The organism is Streptomyces tendae (genome assembly GCF_008632955.1).
GTDB lineage: Bacteria > Actinomycetota > Actinomycetes > Streptomycetales > Streptomycetaceae > Streptomyces.
The window spans coordinates 3,958,615-3,981,913 of sequence record NZ_CP043959.1 but is presented as its reverse complement, the minus strand read 5'-3'; the positions used below and the strand labels follow the sequence as shown (position 1 = coordinate 3,981,913).

At 71.5% G+C, this 23,299-nt stretch carries 20 protein-coding genes and 1 pseudogene; 17 read left to right on the top strand and 4 right to left on the bottom strand.

Annotation, left to right across the window (positions count from 1 at the left end):
• Window positions 1-89 precede the first annotated feature (89 nt).
• From F3L20_RS18215 to F3L20_RS18200, 4 genes are all read left to right on the top strand, one after another.
• Window positions 90-1,598 carry a DUF4246 domain-containing protein gene (locus F3L20_RS18215; protein ID WP_150155273.1) on the top strand — a complete coding sequence of 503 codons (1,509 nt, stop codon included), beginning with the start codon at window positions 90-92 and terminating at the stop codon, window positions 1,596-1,598.
• Between the two features lie 96 nt (window positions 1,599-1,694).
• Window positions 1,695-2,564: an AraC family transcriptional regulator gene (locus tag F3L20_RS18210; RefSeq protein WP_150155272.1), complete on the top strand. Its 870-nt coding sequence runs from the start codon at window positions 1,695-1,697 to the stop codon at window positions 2,562-2,564.
• Window positions 2,565-2,943: 379 nt separating this feature from the next.
• Window positions 2,944-4,065 (top strand): acyltransferase family protein, encoded by a 1,122-nt coding sequence (locus F3L20_RS18205; RefSeq protein WP_240810679.1) that lies wholly within the window; start codon window positions 2,944-2,946, stop codon window positions 4,063-4,065.
• A gap of 125 nt (window positions 4,066-4,190) precedes the next feature.
• Window positions 4,191-4,772 (top strand): dienelactone hydrolase family protein, encoded by a 582-nt coding sequence (locus tag F3L20_RS18200; protein WP_150155270.1) that lies wholly within the window; start codon window positions 4,191-4,193, stop codon window positions 4,770-4,772.
• 4 nt (window positions 4,773-4,776) lie between these two features.
• Here the strand turns inward: F3L20_RS18200 and F3L20_RS18195 are convergent, their stop codons facing one another.
• Window positions 4,777-5,781, bottom strand: a complete 1,005-nt coding sequence (locus tag F3L20_RS18195; protein WP_150155269.1) for an SDR family NAD(P)-dependent oxidoreductase — start codon at window positions 5,779-5,781, stop codon at window positions 4,777-4,779.
• Between the two features lie 85 nt (window positions 5,782-5,866).
• On the opposite strand from F3L20_RS18195, the gene F3L20_RS18190 reads away from it, so the two are divergent.
• The 3 genes from F3L20_RS18190 to F3L20_RS18180 all read left to right on the top strand — a co-directional run bounded on the left by F3L20_RS18190 (window position 5,867) and on the right by F3L20_RS18180 (window position 8,649).
• Window positions 5,867-6,808, top strand: coding sequence for an AraC family transcriptional regulator (locus tag F3L20_RS18190; protein ID WP_150155268.1), 942 nt, complete (start codon window positions 5,867-5,869; stop codon window positions 6,806-6,808).
• A gap of 34 nt (window positions 6,809-6,842) precedes the next feature.
• Window positions 6,843-7,517: a DNA alkylation repair protein gene (locus F3L20_RS18185; protein ID WP_150155267.1), complete on the top strand. Its 675-nt coding sequence runs from the start codon at window positions 6,843-6,845 to the stop codon at window positions 7,515-7,517.
• A 142-nt stretch (window positions 7,518-7,659) separates the two neighbouring features.
• The gene (locus F3L20_RS18180; protein ID WP_150155266.1) at window positions 7,660-8,649 is read left to right on the top strand and encodes a S66 peptidase family protein; all 990 of its coding nucleotides are present in this window, start codon (window positions 7,660-7,662) and stop codon (window positions 8,647-8,649) included.
• A 193-nt stretch (window positions 8,650-8,842) separates the two neighbouring features.
• Here the strand turns inward: F3L20_RS18180 and F3L20_RS18175 are convergent, their stop codons facing one another.
• A complete protein-coding gene (locus F3L20_RS18175; RefSeq protein WP_150155265.1) occupies window positions 8,843-9,487 on the bottom strand; it encodes a TetR/AcrR family transcriptional regulator in 645 nt (214 codons plus the stop codon).
• Window positions 9,484-10,950, bottom strand: a complete 1,467-nt coding sequence (locus tag F3L20_RS18170) for an MFS transporter (RefSeq protein ID WP_150157398.1) — start codon at window positions 10,948-10,950, stop codon at window positions 9,484-9,486. The genes F3L20_RS18175 and F3L20_RS18170 overlap by 4 nt, the downstream gene beginning before the upstream one ends.
• A gap of 336 nt (window positions 10,951-11,286) precedes the next feature.
• Here F3L20_RS18170 and F3L20_RS18165 point away from each other — a divergent pair.
• Window positions 11,287-12,695: pseudogene (locus F3L20_RS18165) on the top strand (Gfo/Idh/MocA family protein).
• 37 nt (window positions 12,696-12,732) lie between these two features.
• Complete coding sequence (locus F3L20_RS18160) at window positions 12,733-13,731, top strand: NEW3 domain-containing protein (protein ID WP_150155264.1); 999 nt, start codon at window positions 12,733-12,735, stop codon at window positions 13,729-13,731.
• A 64-nt stretch (window positions 13,732-13,795) separates the two neighbouring features.
• Here F3L20_RS18160 and F3L20_RS18155 read toward each other — a convergent pair whose 3' ends face one another.
• Complete coding sequence (locus F3L20_RS18155) at window positions 13,796-14,608, bottom strand: DeoR/GlpR family DNA-binding transcription regulator (protein ID WP_150155263.1); 813 nt, start codon at window positions 14,606-14,608, stop codon at window positions 13,796-13,798.
• Between the two features lie 301 nt (window positions 14,609-14,909).
• On the opposite strand from F3L20_RS18155, the gene F3L20_RS18150 reads away from it, so the two are divergent.
• From F3L20_RS18150 to F3L20_RS18110, 8 genes are all read left to right on the top strand, one after another.
• Window positions 14,910-16,160, top strand: a complete 1,251-nt coding sequence (locus F3L20_RS18150) for an extracellular solute-binding protein (protein ID WP_206338927.1) — start codon at window positions 14,910-14,912, stop codon at window positions 16,158-16,160.
• Window positions 16,161-16,193: 33 nt separating this feature from the next.
• Entirely contained in the window at window positions 16,194-17,129 is a 936-nt protein-coding gene (locus F3L20_RS18145) for a carbohydrate ABC transporter permease (RefSeq protein WP_150155262.1), read from the top strand.
• Entirely contained in the window at window positions 17,129-18,028 is a 900-nt protein-coding gene (locus tag F3L20_RS18140; protein WP_150155261.1) for a carbohydrate ABC transporter permease, read from the top strand. Before F3L20_RS18145 ends, F3L20_RS18140 begins: the two co-directional genes overlap by 1 nt.
• Window positions 18,029-18,081: 53 nt before the next feature.
• The gene (locus F3L20_RS18135) at window positions 18,082-19,026 is read left to right on the top strand and encodes an SIS domain-containing protein (RefSeq protein ID WP_431193161.1); all 945 of its coding nucleotides are present in this window, start codon (window positions 18,082-18,084) and stop codon (window positions 19,024-19,026) included.
• Between the two features lie 171 nt (window positions 19,027-19,197).
• Window positions 19,198-20,133 (top strand): 1-phosphofructokinase family hexose kinase, encoded by a 936-nt coding sequence (locus tag F3L20_RS18130; protein WP_150155260.1) that lies wholly within the window; start codon window positions 19,198-19,200, stop codon window positions 20,131-20,133.
• Entirely contained in the window at window positions 20,114-20,956 is an 843-nt protein-coding gene (locus tag F3L20_RS18125; RefSeq protein WP_150155259.1) for a class II fructose-bisphosphate aldolase, read from the top strand. Before F3L20_RS18130 ends, F3L20_RS18125 begins: the two co-directional genes overlap by 20 nt.
• A 290-nt stretch (window positions 20,957-21,246) precedes the next feature.
• A complete protein-coding gene (locus tag F3L20_RS18120; RefSeq protein ID WP_150155258.1) occupies window positions 21,247-22,488 on the top strand; it encodes an MFS transporter in 1,242 nt (413 codons plus the stop codon).
• Between the two features lie 650 nt (window positions 22,489-23,138).
• A complete protein-coding gene (locus F3L20_RS18110) occupies window positions 23,139-23,291 on the top strand; it encodes a hypothetical protein (RefSeq protein WP_206338794.1) in 153 nt (50 codons plus the stop codon).
• The last annotated feature ends 8 nt before the right edge of the window (window positions 23,292-23,299 follow it).

Here is a 23,299-nt window from a genome sequence, read left to right as displayed (position 1 = left end):
TCTCCCCCTCCCTCCTCCTCCACGGCTGCGATGTCGGTCCCCTGCCGTAGTGTTCCCGGCGCTCGCATCTACCGGGAGGATCAAGACAATTGACTGGCCTGTCCGCATTTCCGCTGCCGTTCCACGTGACCCCTTCGGCAGCGTTCGCCGCGCCCCGGACGCTCCGGGAGATCGAGATGACGCGGTGCAGCTCGCTTCTGCGGGCGAAGCCGGCGTGGTTCGAGAAGATGCACGACGCGGGCATCGTCGCCCGGTGGACGCGCGAAGCGACCGCCCAGGGACTCACCGAGGCCCAGGTCCGCTACGTGCTCGACGAACTCGCGCACTACGCCGCGCTGCGGGACGGGCACACCGGCATCGAGGTGTCCGCGGTCGACGGGGTGTGGCAGTCGGACACGCTGATCGACGACGCGCTGCGGTCCCGGCTGCGTGAGGCGGTCCGTGTGCTGGAAGAGGTCCCCGAAGAGGAGCTGGACCGGCATCCCGGATCGGACGGTCAGGTGCTCGATCTCGTCCACCCGTCCCTGTTCTGTCTCGTGCGTGAAGTCAGCGGCGGACCGGAGCGGGCCTGGCGCGCTCCGACCGGCCACTACGCGAAGTACGAGTTCTCGGAGCGGTTCCAGTGGCTGCCCACGGACGTCGAGGTGGGTGACGACGGGCAGGTCGCCTTCCTCTCGTACGTCAACAACGTCCACCCCGAGAGGCATCGCGAACTCGCTTCCGTGCTGCCGGAGTTGTTCGCGCGCATGCTGCCGCTGTGGGAGAACGTGCTCACCGACTTGCGCCATCCGCGGCCCCTGCGCATCACAGCCGACCCCTACGGGTGGTACGACTCCGAGCCGGAGTTCCCGGACAGGTCCTCCTACGCCGACGACGCGAGCTTCCAGGAAGCCGTCCGCGCGTACGAGGAGGCCACGGACGACTGGTGGGACAACCGCCGGCCTGTCATACCCGACGCCCCCGTGTTCACCGCGCCCGAGAGGCCCGCCGCGTCGGACAGGGTGAGCCTGCGGGGCCGTCGGCTCCAGGTCGTCGTCAAGCTCGCCACCATCCGTCTCACGCCGGACCGGCCCGAGTACGCGGGTGGTTCCTGGCACGTGGAGGGGATGCTGAACGAACGGATCGTGTCGACCGGCATCTACTACTGGGACAGCGACAACATCACCGAGAGCCGGCTGAGCTTCCGGGCGGCACTCGGCGACCCGGACTACGAGCAGAACGACGACAACGGTCTGCGCGAGGTCTACGGCCTGGAGGACGAGGACGCCCTGAACCAGGTGCGGGGATCGGCGTCCACGCCGGAGGGCCGCTGCCTCGCCTTCCCGAACGTCCTGCAGCACCGCGTCGGCCCGTTCCGGCTCGTCGACCCGGCCCGGCCGGGGCACCGCAAGATCCTCGCGTTCTTCCTGGTGGACCCCTCGGAGAGGATCGTCTCCACCTCCGACGTTCCGCCGCAGCAGCCCTGGGCCGACACCTCGACCATGACGCTGGAGGAGGCCAAGGCGTACCGCGAGGAGCTCATGCGGGAGCGCAAGTTCTTCGTCGACGAACACAACGAGCAGCTCTACGAGCGCGCCTTCTCCCTCTGCGAACACTGAACCGGCGGTCCCCCTCGGCGCATGATCGGATCGGTTCGCAGCGGTCGGGCGGGGGCGGGTCGGCCGCTGCCAGGGTTGACGGCGAAGGGAGGCCTCATGATCTCGGCACTCAACCAGCTCGTCGATCGCGTCGAGGAGCAGCTCACCGGGGAACTCGACGTCAGGAAGCTGGCGGCGGGGCTCGGGACGACCGAGTACCACCTGCGCCGGATGTTCTCGTCGCTGGCCGGCATGCCGCTCTCGGAGTACGTGCGGCGGCGGCGCATGACCGTCGCCGCCGGTGACGTCGTCCGCGGCGAGGAGGACCTGCTGGAGATCGCCGTCCGCCACGGGTACGGCTCACGTGAGGCGTTCGGACGTGCGTTCCGGGCGGTTCACGGTGCCGGTCCCGCGGAGGTGCGCCGCGACGGAGGCCCCCTGCGTACACAGCCGCAGCTCAGGTTCCGCCTGACCGTCGAAGGGACTACCCCCATGGACACCCGCCTCACCGACCGCCCCGCGTTCCGCCTCGTCGGACACTCCACCCGGGTCCCGCTCATCCACCATGGCGTCAACCCGCACATCCAGCAGCACATCGCCGCGATCCCGCAGGAGGAGCACCAGCGTCTCAAGGCGCTCGGCGTCACCGAGCCCGCGGGCCTGCTCCAGGTCAGCGACGACGTCGACCCCGACGCGCGGGAGGGCACCGAGCTGACCTATCTGCACGGCGTCGCCGTCGGCCGGGACACTCCGGTCCCGGACGGGCTCGACGCCATCGAGGTGCCGGCCGGCATGTGGGCGGTGTTCCGTACCAGCGGGCCGCACCCCGAGGCCCTGCAGTCGGCGTGGGCGGCGACCGCGACCGAGTGGTTCCCGTCCAACCCGTGGCGGCTGCGGCCGGGGCCCTCGATCGTCGCGGTCCTCGACCGCGCGGCCGACTTCTCCACCGCGACCTGCGAGCTGTGGCTTCCCGTCGAGCGGCCGTGACACCGCGGCGGGCCTGACGCCGCGGTGGTCGTGGACCGCGCATGGAGTATCTTGAGCGCTCGAACCGGTGGTCAGCGCCGGTCCGGGCGCTCCTCCGCGGCTTGGGCAGCAGCCGCCTGCGCTTAGAATGATCACGCCGTTCTCGCGGACATGACACCGCTCCGGCTCCCTTTCCCCCACGCATGTGGAGCGGTACTCGACGCTGCCCACCAAAGGGATTCGTCCTGTTTTGTTATGGATCGCAGCGTTGGAGAAGTGCGTGCGCAGAAGTAGGAGATCCGCGAGACCCGCGACGGAGTCGCGTCGCGGGCCACGTGGGCGGCAGGAGCGGGGCAACCGGATCGCGATCCTCGATGCGCTACGGCTCATCGCGGCCCTGATGGTGGTCTTCTACCACTATGTCGCCTTCGGTGAAGGGTGGGACGGCCCGCAGGCACAGCTGTTCCCCGTCATCTTCCGGCCCTCGGCGTACGGCTGGCTCGGCGTCCACCTGTTCTTCATGATCAGCGGCTTCGTCATCTGCATGAGCTGCTGGGGACGCACCGTGCCGGACTTCTTCACCTCCCGGGTGATCCGGCTGTTCCCCGCGTACTGGCTGGGTGTGCTGGCGACCACCGCCGTGGTCGCGCTGGTCCCGGGCGGTCTCGAGCCGCACGCGTGGCGTGAGGTGCTGGTCAACCTGACCATGCTCCAGTGGCCGGTCGACATCGAGCACGTCGACGGCGTGTACTGGACGCTCTGGGCGGAGCTGCGCTTCTACCTGCTGTTCGCCCTCGTCGTGTGGCGTGGTCTGACCTACCGGCGTGTCGTCGCGTTCTGCTGTGTGTGGGCCACGGCCGCGCTGCTGGCGAAGGGGTACGGCTCCGGCCCGCTCAGCGACCTGCTCATGGCGCAGTACTGCTGGTTCTTCATCGCCGGCCTGGCCTTCTACCTGATCTACCGCTTCGGCCAGAACATGCTGCTCTGGGGCATCGTGGCCCTGTGCTTCGCCATGGGCCAGCTCACCGCCGCGCGAGGATGGCGGAACACGCTGCAGTACGTCGGCCACAACGTCCCCAGCTGGGGTGTCGCGGTGCTGGTCACCCTCTTCTTCGCCGTCATGGCGGGAGTCTCCCTCGGCTGGTTCCGCCGCGTCGACTGGCGCTGGCTGCCCGCGGCCGGGGCACTCACCTATCCGCTCTACCTGTTCCACGAGTCCATCGGCTGGGAGATCTTCCACCACCTGCAGTACCGGGTGGACCGCTGGACACTGCTCGGCGGCACGGTGGCGGGCGTGCTCGTACTGGCCCACCTGGTGCACCGGTGGGTGGAGCGGCCGGTCTCCCAGCGGCTCAAGCGAAGCCTGAGAACCGCCTTCGCCCAGGTCCGGGCCGCCGACGACGGCAAGGACCGCATGCCGGACAGCGTCCCCCGGACGTTCATCGGCCACGGCGCCGGGCCGCTCCCGCAACCGCCGGCCGGGCCCGAGCCGGAAGGCGTCGCCGCCCCGGCCCTGCGCTGAGCCGCCGCCGTCCGGACATCGCGCCGCCGCGTCGGTGGAGATTGCCGGAAGGCCGACCCTGTTCGACGCTTTTCGATTAGTGTCGGCGCCCGGAGTATCCACCGACGGCGGGCGAGGAGTTCACCATGGCAGAGGTCGTACTGTTCCATCACGTGCAGGGGCTGACCTCCGGAGTCGTCGCCTTCGCCGACGACCTCCGCGCCGTGGGACACACCGTCCACACACCCGACCTGTTCGACGGGCGCACCTTCGCCTCACAGGAGGAGGGCTCCCGGTACGTCGAACAGGTCGGCTTCGGCGAGATCACCGGGCGCGGGGTCCGCGCGGCCGGCCCCCTCCCCGACGACGTCGTCTACGCCGGCTTCTCGCTCGGGGTGCTGCCCGCCCAGAAGCTGGCGCAGACGCGGGCGGGGGCGCGTGGCGCGCTGCTGGTGCACGCCTGCATCCCCGTGTCGGAGTTCGGTCCGGCCTGGCCCGGGAAGGTGCCGGTGCAGGTGCACGCCATGGAGGACGACCCCTTCTTCACCGAGGACATCGACGCCGCTCACGCGCTGGTCGCCGAGCACCCCGACGCGGAGCTGTTCCTCTACCCCGGCGACCGGCATCTGTTCGCCGATCGCTCGCTGCCGTCCTACGACCCGGACGCCGCCAGGCTCCTGACGCAGCGGGCGATCGACTTCCTCGGCCCCGTCGAGGACCGGCGCTGAGCGGTCAGCGTCCGCGGAGGGCGTCGGTCGCGTACTCCCAGAGACGGTCCGCGGCCTGCGGGTCGAGGGCGTGCGCGGCGACGCCGTCGGCCGGATTCTCCTCGTCCGTGACGGTCCGTGCCTCCTGGTTGTCCTCGAAGTAGCGGCCCGTCACCCCCTTGAGGAGGGGCGAGGCGGCGAGCAGGACCGACGTGGCGGCTCCCTGGGCGGGTGTCTTGTAGTACGGGAGCGGCGTCAGGTTGCCCTCGTCGTCCATCACACCGAACGCGCGCATGGTGTCGTCGTCCAGGTGTCGTTGCAGGTTGGTGAGGATGTAGCCGGGGTTCAGCGCGTTCGCGGTGATGCCGTCGGCGGCCCAGCGCCGGGCGCCCACCGCGAGGAGCACGCCGGCTGACTTCGACTGCCCGTAGGCGGCCCAGGGGTCGTAGGGGCGGCGTTCGAAGTGGGGGTCGTCGAAGTCGAAGGGCGCGTTCAGGTGGGCGCCCGAGCTCACCACCACGATGCGGGCGGCGCCGGCCTCGCGCATGCGGGGGTGCAGGCCGGTGGCCAGGGCGAAGTGACCCAGGTGGTTGGTGGCGAGCTGCATCTCCCAGCCGTCGGCGGTGAGGGTGCGGGTGGGCAGGGCCATGATGCCCGCGTTGGCGACCAGGATGTCGAGCGGACCGTGCCAGGCCCGCACGAAGGCGTCGACCGAGGTGAGGTCGGAGAGGTCGAGGGCCGCGGCGTGCACGGGACCGGCGCCGTCGACGCCGGCCAGCTCCCGCACGAGCGGTTCGGCGCTCCGCGGACGCCGGGTCGCGACCGTGACCTCGGCCCCGGCGGCGGCCAGCGCCCGTACGGTCTCGGCACCGAGCCCCGAGGCGCCGCCGGTGACCACGGCGCGGCGGCCGGTGAGGTCCACGCCGTCGATCACCTCCCGTGCGTCGGTGTGGGCGGTGAAGGGCGTGGTCAGGAGGGCGGCGGCGGGATCGTGCCGGGGCGACCGGAGGGCCTGAGGGTTCGTTGTCATGCTTCGACGTTACGGCGGGCGGGCTGGACGAGCTATGGTCGATCGTCCTGCTTTCTTTAGCCGTCGTACGACCCGGGAGGCCGTCGTGGATCCGCTGGAAGACGTGCTCACCCTGGTGGAGACGCGCGGCCATCTGTCGACGAGTCTGGCGGCGGGCGGACGCTGGGCCGTGCGGTTCGAACCGCCGCAGGGGGTGAAGTTCAACGCCGTCCGACGCGGCTCCTGCCTGCTGGAGGTCGACGGTGTGGGTGGGCCGATCGCGCTGGCGGAGGGCGACTGCTACCTTCTCACCGGTCCCCGTTCCTTCACCCTGCGCAGTGACCTGGAGACCTCGCCGGTGCCCGCCGGGCCCTTGTTCGCCCGGGCGGAGGACGGTGTGGCCAGGGCGGGCCTGGGCGACGACGTGTTCCTGGTGGGCGGGCGGTTCTCCTTCGGTGCCCGTGCGCAGGAGCTGCTCCTTGACCGGCTGCCCCCGGTGGTGCACGTCCCCGCCGCCACCCCGCACGCGGAGACGGTGCGCTGGGCGCTCACCGCCATCGACGAGGAGCTGACACGCGGGCAGCCGGCCGCGGGGCTGGTGGCCGAGCACCTCGCCGTCGTCATGCTCGTCCATGTGCTGCGCCTGCATCTCGCGCGCGATCCGGACACGGCCTCGGGATGGCTGGCCGGACTCTCCGATCCGGCGGTCGCCGCCGCGCTGACCTCGCTGCACCGGGAACCGGCGCGTGCCTGGACCGTCGCGGAACTGGCGCGGGCCGCCGCGGTGTCGCGGTCCACGCTGGCCGTACGCTTCAAGACGTCGGTCGGCCAGGGGCCGCTGGAGTACCTCACCCGGTGGCGCATCGAGCTCGCGGCCCGGCAGCTGCGGCAGGGCAGCGCCACCCTCGCGATGATCGCCCGCTCGGTCGGCTACGGATCCGAGAGCGCCCTCAGCGTCGCCTTCAAGAGAGTCATGGGGACGTCTCCCGGCGACTACCGAAGACAGCAGGCGGGGCCGTCGTCACCGCTGCGGGGAACGCCGTCATAAGCTGGGCCGCGCACGCGAGGGACGGGAGAGCGGGATGGCCGAGGCGACGGAGCTGACCGGGGTCATGGCCGAGCTGGCCGCGCTCGACGACCCCAGGATCCGCGCGGTGAACGAGAAGCACGGCGACGACCACGGGGTGAATCTCGGCACACTGCGCGCGCTCGCCAAACGGCTCAGGACGCAGCAGGACCTCGCGCGGGAGCTGTGGGCCACCGGGGACACCGCGGCGCGGCTGCTGGCGCTGTTGGTCTGCCGCCCCAAGGCCTTCGACCGGGACGAGCTGGACGCCATGCTGCGCGAGGCGCGCACCCCCAAGGTGCAGGACTGGCTCGTCGGCTACGTCGTGAAGAAGAGCCCGTACGCGGAGGAGCTGCGCGTTACCTGGTTCGCCGACCCCGACCCGGTGGTCGCGAGCGCCGGCTGGGCGCTCACCACGGAGCGGGTGGCGAAGAAGCCGGAGGGTCTGGATCTGGCCGGGCTGCTCGATGTCGTCGAGGCGGAGATGAAGGACGCCCCGGACCGGCTGCAGTGGGCGATGAACCACTGTCTGGCGCAGATCGGCATCGAGCACCCCGGACACCGCGCCCGCGCGATCGCCATCGGTGAGCGCCTTGAGGTGCTGAAGGACTACCCGACGTCCCCGGGGTGCACGTCTCCGTTCGCGCCCGTGTGGATCGACGAGATGGTGCGCCGGCAGCAGGCCGGGTGACGGCGCGGGTACCTGCCCGGACGGCACGGTCAGCCGGCTTCACCCGTGCCGCGCCGACGAGGTCGCCTGCGCCGGCCGAGGCGGAATACCGGCGGCCCCGGCCGTGTTGGCCGCGATTGTTGATCAACGACGAGGAGAGGTCATGCCTGCGATTCTTCGGCCCCGTGCGCTGCGTCCCGGCGATCTGGTGGTGGTCACCGCGCTGTCGGGCCAGCTCGAGCCGGGAGAGGAGCCGCTGCTCGCGCGTGGTGTGGCGATCCTCGAACGGATGGGTTTCCGTGTGCGGGTCAGTGCGGCGGTCGACCCGGCGCGGAGCCGCTGGTGGGCCGCGGGCACTCCGGCCGAGCAGGCGGCCGAACTCAACTCCCTGCTCCGTGACCCGGAGGTGCGGGCCGTCGTCGCGCACACCGGCGGACAGGCCACCGTCGGGTACCTGGATCTGATCGATCTGGAGGCGATCCGGGCCGACCCCAAGCCGATCGTGGGCTACAGCGACATCTCGCTGCTGCACATGGCACTGCACGCGAGGACCGGCCTCGTGGGCTTCCACGCGGACATCGCCACCCACGGGTTCGGCAGTGACTGGTACACGCTGGGCGACGAGGCCCGTCGCACCGAACTGGTCGACCTCTACACCCGTGTGCTCACCGAGCCCGAAGCGCCGGGCGCGTTGCCGCCGCAGGGAGCCTGGGAAAGCTGGCGGCCGGGACGCGCGGAGGGACCGCTGTTCGGCGGGCTGCTGAACCGCCTGATCCTGCTGCAGGCGACGCCGTTCGCGCCCGACGCCGAACGGTTCGAGGGCGCCGTGCTGTTCTGGGAGGAACTGCAGCGGCCGGTCTCCCGTATCTGGAACGACCTGCACACGCTGCGGCTGTCCGGGGTGCTGGACCGGATCGCGGGGATGGTGGTCGGCGTCCCGACCGAGGTCACTCCGCATGAGGGCGGCGGGGGCCGCGCGGACCTCCGCGACGTCGTGCTCGACGTCCTGGGCGAGCGTGACATCCCGGTGCTCGCTCAGGTCGACTTCGGCCACACCTCGCCGAACCTGCCGCTGCCCCTCGGCGTCCGCGCACGCGTGGACGCCGACAACCGGACGCTTTCCCTGCTCGAACCGGCGGTCGCGGGCAGGTGACCCCCCCTGCGGCCTCGGTCCGGCGTCCGACCCGCGCGCGCCCTCGGTCCGACGTCGCGCCGCCATCCGAGACGGACGGGCCGGCGCTCCGCGTCGGCGGGCAGCGCCGACGCCACGGACCGGCCTCAGGCGTCGGCAGGCGCGGCGGACCGGCCTTACGCGTCGTGAGGCGGCGCGGACAGGGCGGGCCGGCCTACGCCTCGCCGGGCGGCGCGGACGGGGCCGACCGGCCCTGCCCGTCGGCGGGCTGCGCGGGCGTCAGCTGGGCCTGGACGGCGGGGCCGTAGCGTTCGACGGCCTCCTCGACCGGCGTGGCCCTGAGGTCCGTTCCCCGGGCGATGCCGAACATCACGCCGAGGCCGACCAGCGCGGCGAGGGCCAGTTCGGCGCGCAGCCCCGCGTCGGGTCCGGGCAGGCGGGCGGCGAGCCGACCGGTGACCTGAGCGCGGAAGTTGGCGCGCAGGATGTCGCCGTGGTCGCCCTGCAGCGGCGCGAACGCGATCCGCACCAGGGGGTCGGACCCGCGTTCGCGCTGGCTGACCAGGACGTGCCGGACCATGTGCCGGCCCAGGTCGTCCAGCGGCGCGTCGAGGAGCGCGGCGGCGTCCTCGTCGAAGGACATCACGTGGGCGAAGACGGCGTCCTTGTTGCCGAAGTACTTGAGGATCAGCGGCGGGCTGACCCCGGCGCGCTCCGCGACGGCCTTGAGGGTGATGTCGGCGTGGGCGTGGCGGGCGAGGAGGTGGCGGGCGGCGCGCAGGATGGCCGCCTTGGTCGCCTCGGCGTCCCGCCGACCGGCGCGGGGTGCCGCGCCGGGCGGTGGGGTGTCGGTGCTCACGCTTCCTCCATCTTGGTGCCGTCGGCGACGGGCCGGACATCCTTCGCACGGGCGGGCCCCGTCTCGGGGGCCGGGCCGCCGGGGATGAGCAGCGCCACCGCGCAGGCGACGAGGGCGATCGTGCCGGCGATGCCGAAGGCCATGAGGTAGCCGTGGAGCGTGGGCAGCGGGTGGCCGCCGACCGGGCTGGTGTGGTGCACCAGGACGGCGGCGACAGCGGCGCTGGAGACAGCCTGTCCCACGGTGCGCATCAGGACGTTGACGCCGTTGGCGGAGGCGGTCTGCGTGGCGGGGACGGCGCGCAGGATCAGGGCGGGGAGCGCCGAGTAGGCGAGGGTGGTGCCAATGGAGACGACCGTCGCACCCACCATGATCATCACCAGGGAGCGGCTGTCGGCGATGCGCACGCCGTAGCCGGCGGCGATGACCGCGGCGCCCAGGGCGAGGGTGATCCTCGGTCCGCGTGCCGCCGATATGCGGGCGGAGAGCGGGGACAGCAGCAGCATGACGACGCCGCTGGGCAGCAGCACCAGTCCCGTCTGGACGATGGACAGCCCCAGGCCGTAGTCGCTGGCCTCGGGGGCCTGGACGAGCTGCGCGGTGACGAGCGTGTTGGCGTAGAAGGCGAAGCCCGTCAGGAGGGCGGCCACGTGGGAGAGGCCGACGCGCGGGCTGGACACCAGGCGCAGGTCCACCAGCGGGCGTTCGGCGCGCAGTTGGTGCAGCCACCACACGGCGAGGACGAGGACGGCCGCGGCGGACAGGCTCACGACCGGGGCGCTCCCCCAGCCCCACTGGCCGCCCTGCGACACCGCGAGCAGCAGGCAGACGAGGCCGGCGGCCAGCCCGAGGGCGCCGGTGACGTCGAACCGGCCGGACTCACGCACCGGTGACTCGGGCACCGCCCAGCGGATCAGCGCGACACCGGCGGCGCCGAGGCCGGCGGTGACCCAGAACATGGCGTGCCAGTTCGCGTACTGGATGATCAGGGCCGCGGCGGGCAGGCCGAGCGCGGCGCCGATGCCGACGGTGGAGCTCATCAGCGCGATGGCGGAACCGCGTCGCTCCGGGGGCAGTTCGTCGCGCAGGATGCTGATCGACAGCGGTACCACGGAGACCGCGGCCCCCTGGAGCGCCCGGGCGGTGATCAGGAGCGCGATGTCGGTGGTGAGCGCGCAGACCACCGACCCCGCGGTCATGAGGGCGAGCGACAGCAACAGCACCAGGCGCTTGCCGTACATGTCACCGGCCCGGCCGAGCACGGGGGTGAGGACGGCGCCGGACAGCAGGGACGCGGTCACCATCCAGGAGACGGCGGACGCCGACGCCCCGGTCAGGCGGGGCAGGTCGGGCAGCAGGGGGACGACGACGGTCTGCATGACCGCCATGAGGATGCCGCCGTAGGCGAGGACCGGGATCGTGAGCCGGGCCCGCAGTCCGGCGCCGCCGGTCGGGTCGGGTATCGGACGGGCGACGCCATGAACACTCCAGCGACGGAAAGTGTGGTGATAGCGATTCACTTTAGCAGTGAATTCCTATTCACCTGGACGGAAGGCCGCTGAGGACGCAGGGAGCGCTTGCGTCAACGCCACCACCACCTTGCCCACTTATAGATGGATTCGCCACTTTCCTCCTATTCCGTGCAACGCCGTTTGCGCGTTTCTGCTCGAAAGGACGCCTTTTCGAGCACCTATTGACATGTCTCCGTCGGTCCCGTCAGAGTCGTTGCCGCCAGTGATGCCCGGTCGTGGATCGAAGGAGCGTTCACTCATGCCCGAACTTCCCCTGTTTCCCGCCGATTGCTCCTGGGAGGCGCGCTGGCCACCGGCGTGGCGGCCGCCGCCGGCGCGGGTGCGGCGCACGCGGCACCGGCCGCCGGTGCCGGCGCGGCCGTGCCGGTGCGGACCCCGCCGCCGCCCCGGTCAGAGATCCATGATCGACGTGCCCTTCGACGCCCACGAGACCGTCCGCGTCGGGCTGATCGGTCTCGGCAACCGGGGGTCCGGCATGGCCGAAGGCTGGGCCGCCGTCCCCGGGTGCCGGGTGACCGCCGTCTGTGACATCCGCGCCAACCGCGCCACTCCGTGGCGAACCGCCTCGTCGCCCTGGGCAAACCACGCCCCGCCGAGTACGGCGGCTCCGCGGACGCCTACGCACAGATGCTGAAGCGCGACGACATCGACCTCGTGTACATCGCCACGCCCTGGGAGTTCCACCACCGCCAGGGCAAGGCCGCACTGGAGGCGGGCAAGCACGCGATCGTCGAACTGCCGTCGCCACCGAGCTCGACGAGTTGTGGGATCTCGTCGACACCTCCGAGCGCACCCGCCGTCACCTGATGCTGTCGGAGAACTGCTCCTACGGCCGCAACGAGCTGGCCATGCTGAAGATGGCGCACGACGGGCTGTTCGGCGACGTCACCAACGGCCACGGCGGCTACCTGCACGACCTGCGGGACCTGCTGTTCTCCGACACGTACTACACCGACGCCTGGCGGCGGCTGTGGCACACCCGCAGCACCGCGTCGTTCTACCCGATGCACGGGCTGGCGCCGATCGCCGCCGCGATGGACATCAACCGCGGCGACCGCATGACGGTGCTGCGGGCGACCGCCACCGAACCCAAGGGCCTCGCCGACTACCGGGAACGCTTCATCGACAGGTCCCATCCCTCGTGGAAGGAGACCTACATCAACGGTGACCTCGTCACCTGTCTGATCGACACCGCCAAGGGGCGGGTCATCAGGGCGGAGCACGACGTCAGTTCACCCCGGCCGTACAGCAGGATCAACAGCCTGGCCGGCAGCCGCGGGATCTTCGAGGACTACGCGGGCACCTCGGCGACCGGGGGACGGATCTACGTCGAGCCGGACCACAGCGGGCACTCCTGGCGCGACTTCGACTCCTACCGCAAGGAGTTCGACCACTGGCTGTGGAAGAAGATAGGAGACGACGCGGCGAACAACGGTGGCCACGGCGGCATGGACTACGTACTGCAGTGGCGGACCGTCCAGTTGATGCGTGCCGGGCTGGTGCCGGACATCGACGTGTACGACTCGGCCTCCTGGTGCGCCCCCGTGCCCTTGAGCGTCAAGTCCCTTGCCGCGGGCGGCCGTCCGGTGGAGATCCCGGACTTCACGCGTGGCTCCTGGGTGAACCTCCGCATGGGCCTGGACTCCCGTGAGTCGGCCATGCCTCCCGTCGTGTGACCGCCGTACCGGACGACCGAGCTGAGGAGCAGGACGTATGAAGGCGACCCGATGGGTCAGTTCCCTGAGAGCGGTGGCGGTGGCGGCGGCGCTGACGCTGGCCGCCGTGCCCGCCGCCACCGCCGCGGAGTCCCCGGCGCAGTCGCCCGCGGCACGGACCGAGGTGTCGATCTCGCCGGTGGACCTGGACGGTCCGGCCATCGAAACCGTCCAGGTGACGGTGAAGAACGCCGGCCCGCAGCGGATGCGGTCGCTGAAGGTGGCGTTCACGGGCCCGGTCGGCTGGGCGGTCCAGCCGTCCGTCACCGCCGTCTCCGGTTCGTTCGCCGCTGGCGCGACCGCCTCGGCCGAGTTCCGCATCCAGGTGCCGGAGAGGCGGAGCGGGTTCACGCTGCGCACCTTCACCGCCACGGCCACCTACACCGGCGGTGACGGGGCGGGTTCGGCGACCGGCACCCGCACGGAGACCGTCGGCAGCCCGCTGCCCGATCTCGCCGCCGCCTACAACAACGTGGGGGTCACCGACGAGAGCGACACCGCGCCGGGCAACTACGACGGGGACGGCAACAGCTTCTCCGCGCAGAAGCTCGCGGCGGTCGGACTGACGCCGGGCAGCACGGTACGGGCCCTCGGCGCCGAACTGACCTGGCCGGACGTCGAACCGGGCACCAAGGACAACGTGTCGTCCCAGGGCCAGGCGATCACCCTGAGCGGGCAGGGCGGCAGACTCGTCCTCCTCGGTTCCGGTGTCACCAGCGGGGCCACCGGTACGGCGACCGTGTACTACACCGACGGCACCAGCAGCCGGGGCTCGTTCGGCTTCCCCAACTGGTCGTTCGACCCGGCCGACGCGCACGGTGCCACGCTGGTGGCGTCCAGCGACGGCCGCAACCGGCCGGACGGGTACGGCAACGCGGGGATCGACTACCGGATCTTCGCCCACTCCGTGCCCGTGGACGCGACGAAGCAGGTGCGGTTCGTGGTGCTGCCGTCCAACGGCAACGTCCACGTCTTCGCGATGGCCGTCGCCCCCTGAGCACCGAGCGGTCACCGCTCGCCGACGGTTCGCCGCGCCCTGTGGCGGCCGTCGGTGTGGCGGTTCAGACGGCGTGGACCTTGATGCCCGCCTCGGTGAGACGGGCCGCCGTCTCGGCGGGCAGCCCGGCGTCGGTCACCAGCACGTCCACGCGGTCCAGTCCGCAGATCCGCGCGAAGGCGCGCCGGCCCATCTTCGAGGAGTCGGTGACCACGATGACGCGGCGGGCCCGCTCGGCGAAGAGCCGGCTGACGCTGGCCTCGTCCTCCTGGTGGGTCATGAGCCCCAACTGCGGGTCCACGCCGTCGACTCCGAGGACGGCGACGTCGAGGACGACCTCGTTCAGCACTCCCACGGTGAGCGGTCCGACGAGCTCGTACGTCTGCGGGCGGGCCACTCCGCCGGTGACCACGATCTTCACCTGGGGGCGGACCGCGAGTTCCCCGGCGATGTTGAGCGCGTTGGTGACGACCGTGAACGCGGGCGCCGACGTCTCGGCCGGCTCGCGCCGCCCCCGGCCCTCGCGGCTGCCGCCCGCGCGCAGGGCGAGGGCCCGGGCCACCTCGGTGGTGGTGGTGCCGCCGTTCAGGCCCACCACGTCCCCGTCGGCGATCATCCCGGCGACGGCGGTCGCGATGCGCTGCTTCTCGGGAGCGTGCCGGGAGGACTTGTAGCGCAGGGGCAGCTCGTAGGAGACGCCGTGGGCGATGGCTCCGCCACGGGTGCGGACGAGCATCTGCTGTTCCGCGAGCTCGTCGAGGTCACGGCGGATGGTGGCGGGCGAGACGTCGAGTGCGGCGGCCGCGTCGTCGACTTCGATCCTGCCCTCGCCGGCCAGCAGTTCCAGCAGTTTGCTCCACCGATCGTGCTTGGACATGTGTCGGACTCCCTCGGCCTCGGTACTGCGCTCCGGACACGGTAAGGGACACCGTCGTCGACGGGGCCCCGGAGAACCACTGTGCGTGATGTTGCTCGGAACATCGTCACTCCCCGCATGTGCACGCAGCCAGTTCGCCCGTTTTCGCAACGGTCGGGTAACGACGTATGGACCTGACCTGCGGCGTGCCTGAATACTGCCCGACACGACAGGTGCTCATTACTGCTCGAAAAGCTCATCGATTGAGCATGTTCACGCATCGCATGTGGAGACAAGGCGGTAGACGGCAGTGAAGAAGAGAATGCTCGTCCTCTCGGCGGCCTGTGCGGCCGGTGCTCTGGTCCTGACCGCGTGCGGCGGCAGCGGGGAGTCCGCGGACGGAACGGTGACCCTGAAGCTCGTCGCCGCCGACTACGGCGACAAGGCGTCCAACAGCTCGACGGTCTACTGGGAGGACGTGGCCAAGCGTTTCGAGGCAGCCAACCCGAAGATCAAGATCGATGTGCAGGTCGTCAACTGGAACGACATCGACACGCAGGCCAAGACGATGATCCAGAGCGGCAACCTGCCGGACATCCTGCAGACCGGCGGCTACGCCGACAAGGTCGCCGACGACCTTCTCCACAAGGCCGAGGACGTGCTGTCCCCGGCCACCCGTGACAACCTGATCGACTCGTTCGCCGAGGCGGGCGAGGTGGACGGCGTGCAGTACGGCATTCCCTTCGTCTCCTCGGCCCGTGCCCTCTTCTACAACAAGAAGCTGTTCGCCGACGCCGGCATCACCGAGGCGCCGAAGAGCTGGGCCGACGTCAAGTCGGCCGCCGAGCGCATCAAGAAGAAGAACCCGGACGTCGTCCCGTACGCGCTGCCGCTCGGTCCGGAGGAGGCGCAGGGCGAGAGCCTCATCTGGGAGCTCGGCAACGGCGGCGGCTACACCGGCGCCGACGGCAAGTACACCCTCGACAGCGAGGCCAACGTCGAGACCTTCGAGTGGCTGCGCGACAACCTCGTGAAGCCCGGACTCACCTACAGCAACCCCGCCGCCACCGACCGCAAGACGGCCTTCGCCGACTTCGCCGCGGGCAAGGCGGGCATGCTCAACGGCCACCCGTCGCTGATCCAGATGTCCAAGGACGGCAACGTCGACTACGGCGTCGCGCCCATTCCCGGCAAGGACGGCGCCCTCGACTCCACCCTGGGCGTGGCCGACTGGGTGATGGCCTTCAAGGACCGCGGTCACCAGGAGGAGATCAAGAAGTTCCTCGACTTCGCGTACTCCAAGGAGAACACGCTGAAGTTCGACGAGATGTACAACCTGATGCCCGTCACCGAGGACACGCTGCAGGAGATGACCTCCAGCGGCAAGCACAAGGACCTCGAGCCGTTCTTCGAGCTGCTGCCGAAGGCGTCCTTCTACCCCCTCGGCGACACCACCTGGGACGCCGTCTCCGCCGAGATCAAGAAGAGCGGCGGCACGGCGGTCGGGGAGGACCCGGCCAAGGTGCTCGGCGACCTGCAGAAGAAGGCCGAACAGGCCCTCGCGAACCAGTAGATCCGCAGGCACCGACACACGGAAGGCACCCCCGTGTCCAGCAATGTCACCTCCGGCGGCCCCAGGCCGCCCCGCACGGGCCGGAGCGGCGCCCGCCGCTCCGGCCTCGGCCGGCTCGGACCGCTGCCCTGGATCGGGCCCGCCGTCCTGCTCATCGTGGTCGTCGTGCTGTGGCCCGTCTACGAGATGGTCCGCACCTCGTTCCTCAAGATCAGCGTCAGCGGCTTCGTCCGGGGCTGGGCCGGCCTGGACAAGTACCGGCAGCTGTTCGACGAGCCGGGCCTCGGCTCCGTCGTCACCGCCACCGTGGTGTGGACCGTCGGGGTGGTCGCACTGACCATGGTGATCTCCCTGGCCCTGGCCCAGCTGTTCAACCAGCGGTTCCCCGGCCGCCGTCTGACCCGGTGGGCGCTCATCGCCCCGTGGGCCGCGTCCGTGCTGATGACCGCCATCGGCTTCAAGTGGATGCTGGACCGGACCGCCGGTGTGCTCAACACCGTGATGACCGACCTCGGCGTCATCGACTCCCCCAAGGACTGGCTGGGCGACCCGTCGACCGCCTGGCCCTGGATGATGTTCGTGGCGGTCTTCGTCTCCCTGCCCTTCACCACGTACACCCTCCTCGCGGGACTGCAGACCGTGCCCGACGAGGTGTACGAGGCCGCCCGCGTCGACGGCGCCGGCGTGTGGCAGACCTACGTCCGCATCACCCTGCCCCTGCTGCGCCCGGCGTTCCTGGTCGGCGTCGTCATCAACCTGATCAACGTCTTCAACTCGTTCCCCGTCATCTGGGGCATGACCCGGGGTGGCCCGGACAGCGACACGGCGACCACCACCGTGTTCATGTACCAGCTCAAGAACTCCGACATCGGGGAGTCCGCGGCCATGTCCGTCGTCAACTTCGCCCTGGTCGTCGTGATGGTGGCGGCCTTCCTGAAGGTCAGCCGCTGGAACCAGGAGGAGGCGTGATGGCCCAGCAGACGATCCCGGCCCCCCTCACGAAGACCGCGCCGGCGGAGGCGAAGGAACGCAGGCCGGCCCGCCCCCGGCGTGCGCTGCGGCCCCGTACGGTGCTCGTCGCCGCCGTCGCCTGGCTGATCGCCGCCGTGTTCCTGCTGCCGTACCTGCAGATGGTGATCACCGCGCTGCGCCCGGCCGGTGAACTGCGCGACGCCACCTACCTGCCCGACCAATTCGCCTGGTCCAACTTCGTCGACGTCTGGCGGGAGTCGAACCTCGGCAGCAACCTCCGCGTCACCCTCCTCGTGGCCGGCGGCTCCACCCTTCTGGTCCTGCTGGTCGCCGTCCCGGCCGCCTACTACACGGCCCGGGTCAAGTACCGCGGGCGCAAGGTGTTCCTGCTGCTCGTGCTGGTCACGCAGATGTTCCAGCCGACCTCGCTGCTGGTGGGCCTCTACCGCGAGTTCTACCAACTGGGCATGCTCAACTCGGTGTGGACCCTGGTGCTGTGCAACGCCGCGTTCAACCTGGCGTTCGCGATCTGGATCCTCACCGCCTATTTCTCCGCCATACCCGTGCAGTTGGAGGAGGCAGCGATGATCGACGGTCTCGGCCGGGGCGGTGCGCTGCTGCGGGTGACGCTGCCGCTGGCCATGCCCGGCGTCGTCACCGCGGTCATCTTCACCTTCATCGCCGCGTGGAACGAGTTCGTCATGGGCCTGACCCTGTCCACCGTCCCGGAGAGCCAGCCGCTGACCGTCGGCATCAACAGCTTCATCGGCAACTACACCGTCCAGTGGAACTACTTGTTCGCCGCGTCCGTGATCGCGATCGTGCCCGTCGTGGTGCTCTTCGCCTTCATCGAACGCCACGTGGTGTCCGGGCTCACCGCCGGCTCGGTGAAGTAGACGGCCCTTCGCGCCGCGTCCCCCACTCCCCGTTCCTGAAGGAGCACATCGCCTTGTCCACTTCCTCCCGCACCTCGGCCGAGATCGCCTCCCAGCCCACCGTGTGGCGTCAGGCCGCCGCGTCCCTGCCGCGCCAGGCATGGGCCCTGCCGAGGCGGGGCGAGCGCGTCGCCGTCGTCGGCTGCGGCACCTCCTGGTTCATGGCCCAGTCGTACGCGATCCTGCGTGAGACGGGCGGCCACGGCGAGACGGACGCCTTCGCCGCCTCGGAGTTCCCGTCCGGCCGGCAGTACGACCGGGTCCTCGCCATCACCCGGTCGGGCACCACCACCGAGGTGCTCGACCTGCTGCGCCGGGTCAAGGGCACCGTGGCGACCGGCGCGATCACCGCCGACCCGGAGACCCCGGTGATGCAGGCGGCCGACGCCGTCGCCGTGCTGGACTTCGCCGACGAGGAGTCGGTCGTCCAGACCCGGTTCGCCACGGCCAACCTGGCGCTGCTGCGCGCCCACCTGGAGTCGGAGGGTGCGCTGCCCGCCGGTGTCCTGCCGCTGGACGCGGTCGTCCGGGACGCCGAACGGGCCGTGTACGAGGGCCTCGACGCGGCCGTCGTCGGCGCCGAGCAGTTCACGTTCCTCGGCACCGGCTGGACGTGCGGGCTGGCGCAGGAGGCCGCGTTGAAGATGCGGGAGGCGGCGGGCGCGTGGACGGAGGCCTACCCGGCGATGGAGTACCGCCACGGGCCGATCAGCATCACCGGGCCGGGACGGGTCACCTGGGCGTTCGGCCGGCTTCCTGAAGGGCTGGACGACGACGTGGCCCGGGTGGGCGGCACCCTGGTGGCCGACTCCACCGGTACGGCCGGGAGCCTGGACCCGCTCGCCGACCTGATCCGGGCCCAGCGACTCGCCGTGGCCTGCGCCGAGGCGCGCGGCTACGACCCCGACCGGCCCCGCAACCTCACGCGGTCCGTCGTCCTCCAGGACGGTCATGCCTGAGTCCGCGGCCCGGCGCGTGGCGGGCGGTGCCGGTAAGCGGGCGGGCGGACTCCTGCCCGCCGGCACCCGGGTGCAGGGCCGGGCGGCCATGCTGCCGGCCGCCGGTGCGCCGACGGGGAACCGGGCGGCCGGTCCTCTGACCTCCGGTGCGCGGAAGGGGGGCCGTCACCCGTGATCCTCACCGTCACCCTGAACGCCGCCCTCGACGTCACCTACGGGGTCGACAGCCTGCGTCCGCGCACCTCGCACCGCGTGGGCACCGCCCACCGGCGGGCCGGGGGCAAGGGCGTCAACGTGGCCAGGGTCCTCGCCGCCCTGGGGCACGACGTCACCGTCACCGGGCTGGCCGGCGGCCCCACCGGCGCCCTGCTCCGCGAGGACCTGCGTGCCGTGGCGGGGCTGCGTGACGAACTGGTCCCCGTGGCGGGCGAGTCGCGGCAGACAGTCACCGTCGTGTCCGGCGACGACGGCGACGCCACCGTGTTCAACGAGCAGGGCCCAAAGGTGAGTTCGCGGGAGTGGCGGGCCTTCGCCGACCGTTTCGCGGTGCTGGTGCGTGAGGCGTCAGTGGTCACGCTCTGCGGCAGTCTGCCGCCAGGGCTGCCGTCCGACGCGTACGCCCGCCTGGTGCGCACCGCCGCCGGGGCGGGGGCGCTCACCGTGCTGGACACGAGCGGTCCCCCGCTCCTCGACGCGCTGGGTGCCGGCCCCGACGTCGTCAAACCCAATGCCGCCGAACTCGCGGCCGCCACCGGTTGCGCCGACGCCGCAGAGGGGGCGGCGCGGCTGCGTGCCCTCGGCGCCCGCTCCGTCGTGGTGTCGTCCGGACCCGACGGCCTTCTCGCCGACACCCCCGGCGGCCGTCTGCGCGCCGCACCCCCCGAACGGCTGGCCGGCAACCCCACCGGGGCGGGCGACGCCTGTGTCGCCGCCCTCGCGGCGGGGCTCGCCGGCGGCGCGGACTGGCCGGTCGTCCTGCGCGAGGCCGTGGCCCTGTCGGCCGCCGCCGTCGCCCGCCCCGTCGCCGGTGACGTCGACGCCGGCGTCCACCGACGTTTCCGTACCGCCGTGATCGTGGAGGAACTCCATGCCCCTCAGTCCCACTGACGACATCGTCGGCCCCGCCTTCCGAGCCGGCGTCGGCGTCGGGGCGTTCAACGTGGTGCAGCTCGAGCACGCCGAGGCCATCGTGAGCGGCGCCGAGGCCGCCGGGCGGCCCGTGATCCTCCAGATCAGCGAGAACACCGCCCGCTACCACGGTGCGCTCGCGCCGGTGGGCCTCGCGACCCTCGCCGTCGCACGGGCGGCGCTCATACCCGTCGCCGTGCACCTCGACCACGCGGAGTCCGTCGACCTGGTGCACGAGGCGGTACGGCTCGGCTTCTCCTCCGTCATGTTCGACGCCTCCCGGCTTCCCTACGGGGAGAACCTGAGGGCGACCCGGGAGATCACCGAGTACTGCCACGCGCGGGGCGTGTGGGTGGAGGCGGAGCTCGGGGAGGTCGGGGGCAAGGACGGCGCGCACGCTCCCGGGGCGCGCACCGATCCGGTGGAGGCGCGGGACTTCGTCGCCGCCACCGGGGTCGACGCCCTGGCGGTGGCGGTGGGCAGTTCCCACGCCATGACCACCAGGGACGCCGTGCTGGACTTCGCGCTCATCGCCGCCCTGCGCGACACCGTGGGTGTGCCGCTGGTGCTGCACGGCTCGTCCGGGGTGGCCGACGCGGAGCTCGCCCGGGCCGTGGAGGCGGGGATGACGAAGGTCAACGTCTCGACCCACCTGAACAAGGAGTTCACCCGGGCCGCCCGCACCTACCTGCACGCCCACCCGTCGGCCGTCGACCCCCGCAGGTACCTCGGCCCGGCCCGGGACGCGGTGGCGGGTGCGGTGACCCACCTGCTGAAGGTGCTGCACAGCGGGCACGAGTGAGGTACGGCGGGCGGCCTCGGCGGCGGGGGTGTCTGGTGCCCTGAGGGGCGATCAGTGGCATATGTCGCCCGGAGTGTGTTTGATCACGACGTTGTGAGGCTCGCCCGGTTGGAGCGCCCGTCGGGGCATCTGGCAGGCTGGTCCTGCGGCAACCACGCACGGACGACGAGGACCGGCGCCGGACCGCCCCCACCGACCAGGCACCGCTGCCACCGGACGTACACCGGTGACGCGGTGCCGAGCGGTGTGTGCCCACACCCGGCTCCCACTTCGGAAGGCTCTTCCCTGCCATGCCCTTGGCTTTGTTCGCCCTGGCCGTCGTCGCGTTCGGCATCGGCACGACCGAGTTCGTCACAATGGGTCTCCTCCCGCAGATCGCCGACGGCGTGGCGGTGTCCGTGCCGGACGCGGGCAACGTTGTCTCCGCCTACGCCCTGGGCGTGGTCGTCGGGGCGCCGCTGCTGACCGCGATGGGTGCGCGGGTGCCGCACAAGCGGCTGCTGCTGATGCTCACGGGCCTGTTCGTCGTCGGGAACGTCGCCTCCGCGCTCGCCCCGAACTACGGGCTGCTGTTCGCCGCGCGCATCCTCGCGGGCCTCCCCCACGGCGCGCTGTTCGGCGTCGGCGCCGTCGTCGCCTCCAAGCTGGTCGCACCCGACCGGGCCGCCCGCGCGGTGTCGATGATGTTCCTCGGCCTGACGGTCGCCAACATCGTCGGCGTCCCCGCCGGGACCGCGCTCGGGCAGCAGCTCGGCTGGCGCTGGGCGTACGCGGCGGTGGCCGTCATCGGCGTGCTGGCGCTGGCCGCTCTGGTACGGCTCGTGCCCCACCAGCCGCGCGGCGAGCAGGCCGGTGTCCTGCACGAGCTGCGCGCGATGAAGAACAAGCAGGTGCTGCTCGGCATCGTCACGGCGGTCGTCGGATTCGGCGGCTACTTCGCCATGTACAGCTATCTCGTGCCGATGCTGACCCACCTGACCGGCATCTCGGACTCCTCGACCACCCTGGTGCTCGCGCTTTTCGGCGTCGGCATGACGCTCGGCACCCTCGTCGCCGGCCCGCTCACCGACCGGGCGCTGCGCCCGACCCTCTACGGCGGTTTCGCGCTGCTGGCGGCGGCGCTGGTGACGCTGCACTTCGTCATCGGTCACCTGGTGCCCGCGCTGATCGTCATCACGGTGACCGGTGGCCTGAGTGCGCTGATCACCACGCCGGTGCAGATGCTGCTGATGACGAAGGCGCACGAGGCGCCGACGATGGCGGCCGCGTCCAACCACTCCGCCTTCAACCTGGCGAACGCGGGCGGTGCCTGGCTGGGCGGCCTGGTCATCGCGGCCGGCTGGGGCTGGTCCTCCCCCACCCTGGTCGGCGCCGCCCTGGCCCTGGTGGGACTTGCCCTCGCCGCGACCGGCGGCTACCTCGACCGGGGGTCCCGCGCCTCGAAGGTCGTCCTCGCGTCGCCGGGCGCCGACACCCACCGCACACCCGAGAAGACGCCCACGACGGCCTGCCCCCAGGACCCGTCGGTCTGACCCGCCGACCGGCAGCCTCGTCACCCCCGGGCCGGCCCTGGCCGCCCGGGGCGTTGTTTCTCCACCGGCCCTCCGCGGAACCGCGAAGGAGGACGGCCGTTGCCTGGCCGACCAGGCGGCGCCACCAGTCCAAAGGGGTGACGGTGATGGCGCGGCCGGGGTCCTGGTCCCAGGCCGTGGCGTGCCAGTTCCTCCGCGGACACGCGCACGTGCCGCTCCGCGTTCTCCGTCATCACCACGGTCCGAGCATGCGCAGACTCTGGCACACCCCACCGACAACCGGCTTCCGCGTCTGCCCCGAAGCTCTGGACTTGCTCAAAAGGCGCTTCGGACGGCGTGCTCGCGGGGCATCGTGCGAGCAGCCGATGAACGGCATCCGCGGAGGGGACGGTCATGTTGGTGGTGCTTCTGTTGGCCGGAGGGTTCATCGTGGTGATCGCCTCCTTGATCATGTGGTCCGTGCTCCGGACGTTGTCCGGCACCGGGACCCGTCCCGGTCCGCAGCCGGCCGCGCGCCGTTCGCGGGGTGCCGGCGGAGCCTGGACGGGCGCACACAGCTCGCACGGCTCGGCGTCGGCACACGGTGCGGGCAGCAGCGATCCTCAGCCGAGCTGGTGGGACGGGGGCTCGGGCGGGAGCTCCTCGAGCGGATGCTCGGGGGACACGGCGTCCTCGTGCGGCAGCACCTCCTCCTGCGGGAGTTCCTCCTCGTCCTGCGGCAGCAGTTCGTCCTCGTCCTGCGGCAGTTCCTGCTGACCCGAGCCCGAGGCGCCCGGCGCACCGTCACCGCGAGCGCGTCATGACCGGGCGT

Coding starts and splice junctions, on each gene's coding strand:
- F3L20_RS18210 (WP_150155272.1), top strand. CDS start 1,695: ATGATCTCGGCACTCAACCAGCTCGTCGATCGCGTCGAGGAGCAGCTC.
- F3L20_RS18205 (WP_240810679.1), top strand. CDS start 2,944: ATGGTGGTCTTCTACCACTATGTCGCCTTCGGTGAAGGGTGGGACGGC.
- F3L20_RS18200 (WP_150155270.1), top strand. CDS start 4,191: ATGGCAGAGGTCGTACTGTTCCATCACGTGCAGGGGCTGACCTCCGGA.
- F3L20_RS18195 (WP_150155269.1), bottom strand. CDS start 5,781: ATGACAACGAACCCTCAGGCCCTCCGGTCGCCCCGGCACGATCCCGCC.
- F3L20_RS18185 (WP_150155267.1), top strand. CDS start 6,843: ATGGCCGAGGCGACGGAGCTGACCGGGGTCATGGCCGAGCTGGCCGCG.
- F3L20_RS18180 (WP_150155266.1), top strand. CDS start 7,660: ATGCCTGCGATTCTTCGGCCCCGTGCGCTGCGTCCCGGCGATCTGGTG.
- F3L20_RS18160 (WP_150155264.1), top strand. CDS start 12,733: ATGAAGGCGACCCGATGGGTCAGTTCCCTGAGAGCGGTGGCGGTGGCG.
- F3L20_RS18155 (WP_150155263.1), bottom strand. CDS start 14,608: ATGTCCAAGCACGATCGGTGGAGCAAACTGCTGGAACTGCTGGCCGGC.
- F3L20_RS18150 (WP_206338927.1), top strand. CDS start 14,910: ATGCTCGTCCTCTCGGCGGCCTGTGCGGCCGGTGCTCTGGTCCTGACC.
- F3L20_RS18140 (WP_150155261.1), top strand. CDS start 17,129: ATGGCCCAGCAGACGATCCCGGCCCCCCTCACGAAGACCGCGCCGGCG.
- F3L20_RS18125 (WP_150155259.1), top strand. CDS start 20,114: ATGCCCCTCAGTCCCACTGACGACATCGTCGGCCCCGCCTTCCGAGCC.
- F3L20_RS18120 (WP_150155258.1), top strand. CDS start 21,247: ATGCCCTTGGCTTTGTTCGCCCTGGCCGTCGTCGCGTTCGGCATCGGC.
- F3L20_RS18110 (WP_206338794.1), top strand. CDS start 23,139: ATGCTCGGGGGACACGGCGTCCTCGTGCGGCAGCACCTCCTCCTGCGG.